Consider the following 11,028-nt stretch of genomic DNA (forward strand, 5'->3'; position numbering starts at 1 on the left):
GCGCTGTTGCAGCAGCAAGCGGTCAGCGTGTTGTGGATGACCGCCGGCCTGTTCCACCAGTACGCCGAAGGGTTGCTGCCGGTGTTCAAGCAGTTACGCTACCTGATCGTCGGCGGCGATGTGCTCGACCCAAGTGTCATCGCCCGAGTACTCAAGGACGGCGCGCCGCAGCACCTGCTCAATGGCTATGGCCCGACCGAAGCCACCACCTTCTCGACCACCTTTGAAATCACCTCGGCCGAGGAGGGCAGCATCCCGATTGGCCGGCCGGTCGGCAACAGCCGTGCCTATGTGCTGGATGCCCATCAGCAACCGGTGCCGGTCGGCGTGACCGGCGAGCTGTATATCGGCGGTCAGGGCGTTGCCCTCGGCTACCTGAACCGTGCCGATCTGACGGCGCAAACATTCCTCGCCGACCCGTTCAGCGACACGGGCTTGATGTACCGCACCGGCGACCTGGTGGCCTGGCGCGCGGACGGTACCTTGCAGTACCAGGGGCGTAACGACCAACAGGTGAAAATCCGTGGTTTCCGTATCGAGCTGGGCGAGATCGAGGCACGTCTGAGCGAGCACCCCCAGGTCAAGGACGCTGTGGTGCTGGCCCGTGAGGACGAGCCGGGGCACAAGCGCCTGGTGGCCTACTTCACTGAGCGCGACAGTGTCGACCTTCAGGCGCTGCGTGACCATCTGCACGCGCAATTGCCGGACTACATGGTGCCTGCCGCCTACGTTCGCCTGGAGCATTTGCCGCTGACCAACAACGGCAAGGTCGACCGCAAAGCCTTGCCTGCACCCGATCAGGACGCCTTGCTCAGCCGTGGCTACGAAGCGCCGCAAGGCGAGGTGGAGAAGGTGCTCGCGCAGATCTGGGCCGATGTGCTCAAGGTTGAGCAGGTCGGGCGGCATGACAACTTCTTCGAACTGGGCGGTCATTCACTGCTGGCCGTGAACCTGATTGAACGCATGCGCCGCGCCGAGCTCAGCGCCGACGTGCGCGTATTGTTCAGCCAACCGACCTTGGCGGCACTGGCCGCCGCCGTCGGCTCAGGGCGCGAGGTGGCCGTGCCGGCCAACCTGATTACCCCCGAGTGCACGCATATCACCCCGGACCTGCTGCCCCTGGCCCAACTGGACCCAGCGGCGATCGATCGCATTGTTGCCAGCGTGCCGGGCGGCGTGAGCAATGTGCAGGACATTTACGCCCTGGCGCCGTTGCAGGAAGGTATTCTCTATCACCACATCACCGCCGAGCAGGGCGACCCGTACCTGCTGCAATCGCAATTGGAGTTCGACGACGTCGAGCGGCTGCAGGCATTTGCCCAGGCGCTGCAGCAGGTGGTCGACCGTCATGACATCCTGCGTACGGCCGTTGTGTGGGAAGACATGGCCAGCCCGGCGCAAGTGGTGTGGCGTAATGCCGAATTGCCGGTGCAAGGGATTGACCTGGACCCAGCGGACGGTGACATTCTGGCGCAACTGCATGGGCGCTTTGACGCCCGGCATTACCGCCTCGAGGTCAGCCAGGCTCCGCTGATTCGCCTGGTGTATGCCGAGGACCGCGCCCATCAACGCGTGGTCGCCATCCTGTTGTTCCATCACCTGGCCCTGGACCATACCGCCCTGGAGGTGGTCAGCCAGGAAATGCAGGCCAGCCTGCTGGGGCAGGTCGAACCCCTGGCGCCTGCGATTCCGTACCGCAACTATGTGGCCCAGGCGCGCCTGGGTCTCAGTGAACAAGAACACGAGATGTTCTTCCGTGACATGCTCGGTGATATCGACGAGCCGACGTTGCCGTTCGGTTTGCAGGATGTACAGGGCGAGGGGCACGCCATCCGTGAAGCCTCGTTGACCCTGGACGCCGCATTGAGCCGGCGCCTGCGCACACGGGCACGGCTTCTGGGTGTCAGCGCCGCCAGCGTGTTTCATCTGGCGTGGGCCAAGGTGTTGGGCAGTGTGTCCGACACCCGCAACGTGGTGTTTGGCACCGTATTGATGGGCCGTATGCAAGGTGGCGACGGCGCCGACCGTGCACTGGGTATGTTTATCAATACCTTGCCGCTGCGGGTCGATATCACGGGGATGGGCGTGCAGGCTGCGGTCAAGGCGACCCATGCGCGCCTGACCGGGCTGCTGGGGCATGAGCATGCGTCGCTGGCCCTGGTGCAGCGTTGCAGCGGGGTGGCGCAATCGACACCGCTGTTCAGTGCATTGCTCAACTACCGTCACACGCCGGCGGCGCACACCACGCTGACGGCCGAGATGGAGCAGGCCTGGCGCGGTATGCGCTTCCTGGCGTCCGAAGAACGTACCAACTACCCGGTCAGCCTGAGCGTCAATGACCTGGGTGAAGACTTCAGCCTGGATGCGTTGACGGTCGCGTCGGTGGACCCGCAGTTGATCTGCGGTTACCTCGCGACCCTGCTCGAACAGTTGGTCGAGGCCCTGGAGCAAACGCCACAGATGGCGCTCGAGCATCTGTCGATGCTCTCGCCGAAGCAAACTCGCCAGTTGACCGTGGACTTCAACGCCACTGACGCCGAGTACCCACGGGACCTGACCGTGGTGCAGATGATCGAGGCACACGCCTTGCACACGCCGCACGCCGTGGCGGTGGTGCTGGGTGACCAAACGCTGAGCTACCGCCAACTCAACGAGCAGGCCAACCAGGTGGCGCATCACCTGCGCAGCCTCGGCGCGCAGGCCGATGCCCGGGTGGCGATCTGCATGGAGCGCAGCCCAGCGATGATCGTCGGGCTGCTGGGCATTCTCAAATCGGGCGCCGCCTATGTGCCACTTGACCCGCAATATCCGTCGCAACGCCTGGCACTGACCCTGCAAGACAGCCAGCCGCTGGCCGTGCTGGTGCAGGCTCAAACCCGCGCAGTACTGGCAGACAGCGGTATCGCGCTGCTGGACCTGGACGACGCGCGGTTACGTGCGCAACCGCTGCACAACCCGGCCACCGTGGCCGGGCCCAATCACCTGGCCTACGTGATCTTCACCTCGGGCTCTACCGGGCGCCCTAAAGGCGTGATGGTCGAGCATGGTTCGCTGGTCAACCACATCACCTGGCAGACCCGTACCTTTGGCTTCGATGCCGATGAACGGATCCTGCAACGCACCTCGGTGGCTTTCGACGCTTCGGTCTGGGAAATCTGGACGCCACTGGCCATCGGTGCGCGGCTTGTGCTGTTGCCGGCACACGCCTCGCGGGACGTTGAGCAGATGGCGCAGACTATGGTGGAACAACAGGTCAGCGTCGCCCAGTTCGTGCCGAGCCTGCTGCGTCTGCTGGTGCAACTGCCGGCCAGCGGCGTGCAATGTCGCTACCTGTTCAGCGGCGGCGAAGCACTGGAGCCCCAGCTGGCGATGCAAGCTCGGGCACTGACCACTCACGGTATCGTCAACCTGTATGGGCCCACCGAGGCCACCATCGACAGTACCTCGTGGACCTGCGACGGCCACTTGCCGGTCGAGTCGGTGCCGATCGGCAAACCGATCGCCAACGCGCGGGCCTATGTGCTCGATGCAGGCCTGAAACCGGTGGCGTTGGGGGTCGCGGGCGAGTTGTATATCGGCGGCGCCGGTGTCGCCCGCGGCTACCTGGGGCGCGATGACCTGACGGCCGAGCGCTTCCTGGCAGACCCGTTCACCGGCACTGGACGCTTGTACAAAACCGGTGACCTGGTGCGTTACCTGTCCGACGGCAGCCTCCAATATCTGGGACGCAATGACGATCAAGTCAAGCTGCGCGGCTTGCGCATCGAACTGGGGGAAATCCAAACCTGCCTGTTGGCGCACACCGACGTGTGCGAAGCCGTGGTAGTGGTGCGTGACGAGCGCCTGGTGGCGTATCTCACGCTGCATGAGGCGGCGTCTGCCCTGGATATCGAAGCCTTGCGCGAGCAGGTGCAGCAGTATTTACCGGCGTACATGGTGCCGCAGGCGTACGTGGTGCTGGAGACCTTGCCGTTGAGCCCCAATGGCAAGCTTGACCGCAAAGCCCTGCCGGAACCGGGGATGGAGTCGGTGATCGCACGGGGTTATGAAGCACCGATGGGTGCGGTCGAAACCCTGCTGGCGCAGATCTGGGCCGATGTGCTCAAGGTCGAGAAGGTGGGTCGTCATGATCACTTCTTCGAACTGGGCGGGCATTCGCTGCTGGCCGTCGGCCTGATTGGCCGCATGCGCCAGGCCGGCCTGAACGCCGACGTGCGTGTGTTGTTCAACCAGCCAACCCTGGCGGCGCTGGCCGCTGCCGTGGGCAGCGGGCGTGAGATCCAGGTGCCGTCCAACGTTATCCCGGACGGTTGCACGCACATTACCCCGCAGCTGCTGCCGCTGGTGACACTTGATCAGGCCAGCATCGATCGCATTGTCGCCACCGTCGCTGGCGGTGCCGCCAATGTGCAGGATATCTACCCGTTGGCACCGCTGCAGGAAGGCATCCTTTACCACCACATCAGCGCCGAACAGGGCGACTTGTATGTGCAACAGGGCCAGTTCGCGTTTGCCGACCCGGCACGTCTGCAGCAATTTGCCCAGGCGTTGCAACAGGTCATCGACCGCCACGATGTGCTGCGCACCAGCTTCGTCTGGGAAGGTCTGGAACAGCCGGTGCAAGTGGTCTGGCGCCAGGCGCAGATGATCATCCGGGCGGTGCAGTTCGACCCGCGTGGCGGCGACATCGCCGCGCAACTGGCCGCGCACGTTGACCCGCGCCGGCATCGCTTGAATGTGACCCAGGCGCCGCTGATGCAACTGGTGTACGCCGATGATGAGGCTGGCCGGCGCATCGTTGCTACGCTGCTGTTCCACCACACCATCATGGACCACATGGCTATGGACGTGGTGTGGCGCGAAATGGAGGCGTTCCTGCTCGGCAAAGGGGATGAGTTGGTCGCCTCGGTGCCTTACCGCAACTACGTGGTACAGACCCGCCTGGCCAGCCGCGAGCAGGAACACGAGACGTTCTTTCGCGACATGCTCTGCGATGTCGACGAGCCGACTCTGCCGTTCGCCCAGCAGGACGTACGTGACGACGGTTACGACATCGATGAGGTCGACCTGACCCTGGATGCGGGCCTGAGCCGGCGTCTGCGCAGCGTAACGCGTAAAAACGGGGTCAGCCCCGCCAGCCTGTTTCATTTGGCTTGGGCGCGGGTGCTGGGAGTGGTTTCCAGTACCGAACGCGTGGTGTTCGGCACTGTGATGATGGGCCGCCTGCAAGGCGGCGAGGGTGCCGACCGGGCCCTCGGCATGTTTATCAATACCTTGCCGCTGCGGGTCGATATCACCGATCAGGGCGTGCAGGAGGCCGTCAAGGCCACCCATGCACGCCTGTCTGGCTTGCTCGCCCATGAGTTGGCTTCGCTGGCCCAGGTGCAACGTTGCAGCGGCGTGCCGCAATCGTTGCCGTTGTTCAGTGCATTGTTCAACTACCGCCACACCCCGGCCAACGCCGTTGAAGTCAGCGAAGCGTCGCTGCGTGCCTGGCAAGGCATGGAGCTGTTACAGGCACGGGAGCGCTCCAACTACCCGTTGACCTTGAGCGTCAACGATTTGGGCGAGGCCTTCAGCCTCAGCGCGTTGGCACTGGCGTCCATGGGCGCGCAACGCATCTGTGCCTACGTGAACCGCGTCGTCGAGCAACTGGTCGAGGCCCTGGAGCAGGCGCCGCAGACCGCACTCAACAGCCTGTCGATCTTGCCGGCCGAGGCCCGTCAACAGGTGCTCGGCGGATTCAACGATACGCGTGTCGACTATGCCCACGGCCAGACCATTCACCAGCGTTTCGAACGCCAGGTCGAGCTGTACCCGCATACGCTGGCCGCTGTGTATCAGGGGCAGAGCCTGACCTACAGCGAGCTGAACCGCCAAGCCAACCAACTGGCGCACCAGTTGATCGAACTTGGCGTGCAACCCGACGATCGCGTGGCGATCTGCGCCCAGCGCAGCCTGGAAATGCTGGTGGGGCTGGTGGCGATTCTCAAGGCGGGCGCGTGCTACGTGCCCATCGATGCGGCGCACCCGGCCGAGCGCCTGCGTTACCTGCTCGACGACAGCGCACCGGTGGCTGTGCTGATTCAGCCCGCGCTGGCGCAACGTTTGCCGACCTTGACCGTGCCGGTGATGGAACTGGACCGGCGCCTGTGGCAAGGCCCGTCCAAAGGCAACCCGCACATCGCCGGGTTGACCCCGGCGCACCTGGCGTACGTGATCTACACCTCGGGCTCCACCGGCTTGCCCAAGGGCGTAATGGTCGAACACCGCACCCTGGAAAACCTGGTGAGCTGGCATTGTGATGCGTTTGAACTGGGGCACGGCAGCCATACGTCGAGCGTCGCCGGTTTTGGCTTTGATGCCATGGCCTGGGAGGTCTGGCCGGCGCTCTGCGTCGGTGCGACCCTGCATCTGCCGCCCGCCCATGACGGCAGTGAAGACATCGACGCGCTGCTGCGATGGTGGCTGGCGCAGCCGCTGGATGTCAGCTTCCTGCCGACGCCGGTGGCCGAGTACGCCTTCAGCCAGGCGCTGCAACATCCGACCCTCAAGACCCTGCTGATCGGCGGCGACCGTCTGCGTCAGTTCAATACGCCGCAGCGGTTCCATCTGGTCAACAACTATGGCCCGACCGAAGCCACTGTGGTGGCGACCTCCGGGCGTATAGAAGCCGGCCAGGTGTTGCATATCGGCAAGCCGGTGGCCAATACCCAGGTCTACCTGTTGGATGAGCGTCAGCAACCGGTGCCCCTGGGGGTTGCCGGTGAGCTGTATGTAGCCGGTGCCGGTGTGGCACGGGGTTACCTGAACCGCCCGCAGATGAGCGCCGAACGCTTCCTCAAAGACCCGTTCAGTCGCGACCCGCAGGCCCGCATGTACCGCACGGGCGACCTTGCGCGCTGGCTGGAAGACGGCACCCTCGATTACCTGGGGCGTAACGATGACCAGGTGAAAATCCGCGGCGTACGCATCGAATTGGGCGAAATCGAAACCCGCCTCGCTGAACAACCCCACGTGCGTGAAGCCGTGGTACTGGCCCGCGAAGGGCGCCTGGTGGCCTACTTCACTGAGACGCAGCCACTGCAAGTCGAGACGTTGCGCAACGGCCTGCAAGCTTGCCTGCCGGAGTACATGGTGCCGGCCGCGTATGTACGCCTGGACCATCTGCCGCTGACCGCCAACGGCAAGCTCGACCGCAAGGCATTGCCCGAACCGGGGCTGGAAGCGCTGATCAGCCGTGGCTATGAAGCCCCCGAGGGCGAGGTGGAAACCGCACTCGCGCAGATCTGGGCCGATGTGCTGAAGCTTGCGCAGGTAGGCCGCCACGATAACTTCTTTGAGCTGGGCGGCCATTCCTTGCTGGCTGTGGGCCTGGTTGAGCGCATGCGCCAGGCAGGTTTGCAGGCGGATGTACGTGTGCTGTTCAGCCAACCCACCCTGGCGGCACTCGCTGCGGCGGTGGGGGCCGGTAACGAAGTGGCGGTGCCCGTCAACCGTATTGACGCGGGCTGTACGCGCATCACCCCGGACCTGCTGCCGCTGGCCACGCTGGATCAGGCCAGCATCGACCGCATCGTCGCCCATGTCCCCGGTGGCGTCGCCAACGTGCAGGATATCTATGCCCTGGCGCCATTGCAGGAAGGTCTGTTGTATCACCATATCAGCGCGGAGCAGGGCGACCCGTACCAGCAACATGCACTGTTCGCGTTTGACAGTCGCCAGCGCCTGGACGGATTCGTCCAAGCCTTGCAACACGTGATCGACCGCCATGACATCCTGCGTACCGGGCTGTTCTGGGAGCAGCTTGAGGCACCGGTGCAAGTGGTCTGGCGCGAGGCCCCGCTGGGGCTCGACGAACTGATCCCGCGGGCCGGTGATGTGCTGGCGCAGTTGCGTGAACACTTCAGCCTGGGTCAACACCGCATGGACATCCGCCAAGCGCCGATGATGCACCTGGGGTTCGCCCATGACCCGCAGCACCAGCGCTGGATCGGCATGCTGTCCTTCCACCATATGGTCAACGACGCAACGTCCATGGGCGTGCTGGTGGGAGAGATCGAAGCACACATGAGCGGGCGTGCGCAGCAACTGGGGGCCTCGGTGCCGTACCGCAACTATGTGGCCCAGGCCCGCCAGGGCAATGACCAGGCGGCACACGCGGCGTTCTTCGGCACTATGCTCGGTGATGTCGATGAACCGACCTTGCCGTTTGGTGTGCAACGTATCGACAGCGAGCGCGATGCCACCGAAGAGGTTGATGATTGGCTGGGCCCGGTGCTTAGCCAGCGCTTGCGTCGGCAGGCGCGGCACCTGGGGGTCAGTGCCGCTGCGCTGTATCACTGGGTCTGGGCCCGGGTCATCGGTGCGCTGTCGGGCCGCGATGATGTGGTGTTCGGCACGGTTCTGCTCGGCCGCTTGCAGGCCGGTGACGGTGCTGACCGCTCCATGGGGATGTTCATCAACACCTTGCCGCTGCGCGTGCGCCTGAGCGATGACAGCCTGAGTGCGGCGGTCAAGCATACCCATGTCGCCTTGAGCCAGTTGGTGGCCCATGAGCATGCATCGCTGACGTTGGCCCAACGCTGCAGTGGCGTAGCGGCCCCGGCGCCATTGTTCAGTGCCTTGCTCAACTACCGTCATGCGTCGAGCACGGTCAGCGAAGCCAGTCGTGTGGCCTGGGAAGGTATCCAGATGCTCGCCAACGAAGGGGTCAACAGCTATCCGCTGATCCTCTCGGTGGACGATGTGGGCGAAGACTTCCGCATCAGTGCCTTGGCCCCACGTTCGGTGGGCGCGCAACGGGTACTGGGCTATGTGTGCACGGCGTTGGTCGGGTTGGTCGATACGTTGGAACACGCACCGCATGCACCCGCCAACCGCACGTCGTTGCTGGCCGAGGATGAACGCCGGCTGCTGCTGCAGACCTTCAATGGCACCCCGCGGGACTACCCGCAACAGCAATCGGTCCATCAAGTGTTCGAAGCCTGGGCACAAGCACAACCGCAAGCCGTTGCGGCAGTGCATGGCCAACAGCAGGTCAGCTATACCGAGTTGAACACACGTGCCAACCGCCTGGCCCATCATCTGATCAGCCTGGGGCTGCAAGGGGGCGACAGCGTAGCGGTGCTGCTGGAGCGCTCGATCGACCTGCTGCTGTGCCAACTGGCCATCAGCAAGTGCGCGGCGGTGTATGTGCCACTGGATGTTAATGCGCCCGTCGAACGCCAGGCGTTCATGCTGGAGGACAGCCACGCCGCATGGCTGTTGAGCAACACAGGGCAGGCGAGGGTGTTCGATGTGCCGCGCATCGACCTGGACCTGCTGAAGCTTGGCGACCAGCCCGCGCACAACCCGGCACTGGAGCCATCGGCCGAGACGGCGGCGTACATCATGTACACCTCCGGCTCCACCGGCACGCCGAAGGGCGTATTGGTGCCGCACCGGGCAATCACGCGCTTGGTGATCAACAACGGCTATGCCGATTTCAATCAGCACGACCGTGTGGCCTTTGCCTCCAACCCGGCGTTTGATGCCAGTACCCTCGACGTGTGGGCGCCGCTACTCAACGGGGGAGCGGTGGTGGTGGTCGACCAGGACACGCTGTTGTCTCGGGCCGATTTTGCGGCGCTGTTGCAGCAGCAAGCGGTCAGCGTGTTGTGGATGACCGCGGGCTTGTTCCACCAGTACGCCGAAGGGTTGCTGCCGGTGTTCAAGCAGTTACGCTACCTGATCGTCGGCGGCGATGTGCTCGACCCAAGTGTCATCGCCCGAGTACTCAAGGACGGCGCACCGCAGCACCTGCTCAACGGCTATGGCCCGACCGAAGCCACCACCTTCTCGACCACCTTTGAAATCACCTCGGCCGAGGAAGGTAGCATTCCGATCGGCCGGCCGGTCGGCAACAGCCGTGCCTACGTGCTGGATGCCCATCAGCAACCGGTGCCGCTCGGCGTGACCGGCGAGCTGTATATCGGTGGTCAGGGTGTCGCCCTGGGCTATCTCAACCGTGCGGACCTGACGGCGGAGAAATTCCTCGCCGACCCGTTCCGCGACGCCGGCCTGATGTACCGCACCGGCGACCTGGTGGCCTGGCGCGCGGACGGCACCTTGCAGTACCTGGGGCGTAACGACCAGCAGGTGAAAATCCGTGGTTTCCGTATCGAGCTGGGCGAGATCGAAACCCGCCTGGCCAGTTGCCCCGGGGTCAGGGACGCAATTGTGCTGGCCCGTGAGGATGAACCAGGGCACAAGCGTCTGGTGGCCTACTTCACCGAGCGTCAAGCGTTGGACATCGAGGTACTGCGCACGCGCCTGCAAGGGCAACTGCCGGAGTATATGGTGCCGAGCGCCTATGTGCGCCTGGACAGCCTGCCGCTGACCAGCAACGGCAAGGTTGACCGCAAGGCCTTGCCGGCGCCGGACCAGGACGCCTTGCTCAGTCGTGTCTACGAGGCCCCGGAGGGAGCGGTGGAGGTCGCCCTGGCACGGCTGTGGGAGAGCGTGCTCAAGGTTGAGAAAGTGGGGCGGCATGACCACTTCTTCGAGCTGGGTGGGCATTCACTGCTGGCGGTCAGCCTGGTTGAGCAGATGCGCAAGCAAGGCATGGACGCCGATCTGCGGGTGCTGCTCGCGCAACCGACGCTGGCTGCAATGGCCGCGGCCGTAGGGCAGGTGGAGCACGTGGTGGTGCCGCAATCAAGCGTGCCGACGCTTGAGCGCAAGCGCCGCATTTGAGTCAGCGTCTGATCTGAGGTCCACGTGGGAGCGAGCTTGCGCGCTCCCACATTGGCCTCGCGGTGACGCAGCCCCGACTCCCTGCATGAATTATCGGCATGTCACCCCCGCATTGTCCCGGCTTCCCATGACATACACCTTCTCGTGGATGTTTTAGTTTTCCAGCCCTGTGGAAAGCCCTGGGGCACGTATTCGATCCATCTCTTTTTTAAACCTGACGATAACGGTGTCCTGCCCATGACGGGCTTGGCGCTGCTGCTCAATGCGCGATGCACAGGTTGCAATTGAAAC

General features: G+C 64.1%; 1 protein-coding gene. It reads left to right on the forward strand.

The genetic code is table 11. From position 1 onward, the window contains the following. On the forward strand, window positions 1–10,737 hold a 10,737-nt coding region (locus AOA59_RS22335; protein WP_143522803.1), incomplete at its 5' end, for a non-ribosomal peptide synthetase. Window positions 10,738–11,028: the final 291 nt, after the last annotated feature.

This window comes from Pseudomonas sp. 2822-15 (assembly GCF_002742515.1).
Taxonomy (GTDB): Bacteria; Pseudomonadota; Gammaproteobacteria; order Pseudomonadales; family Pseudomonadaceae; genus Aquipseudomonas; species Aquipseudomonas salomonii.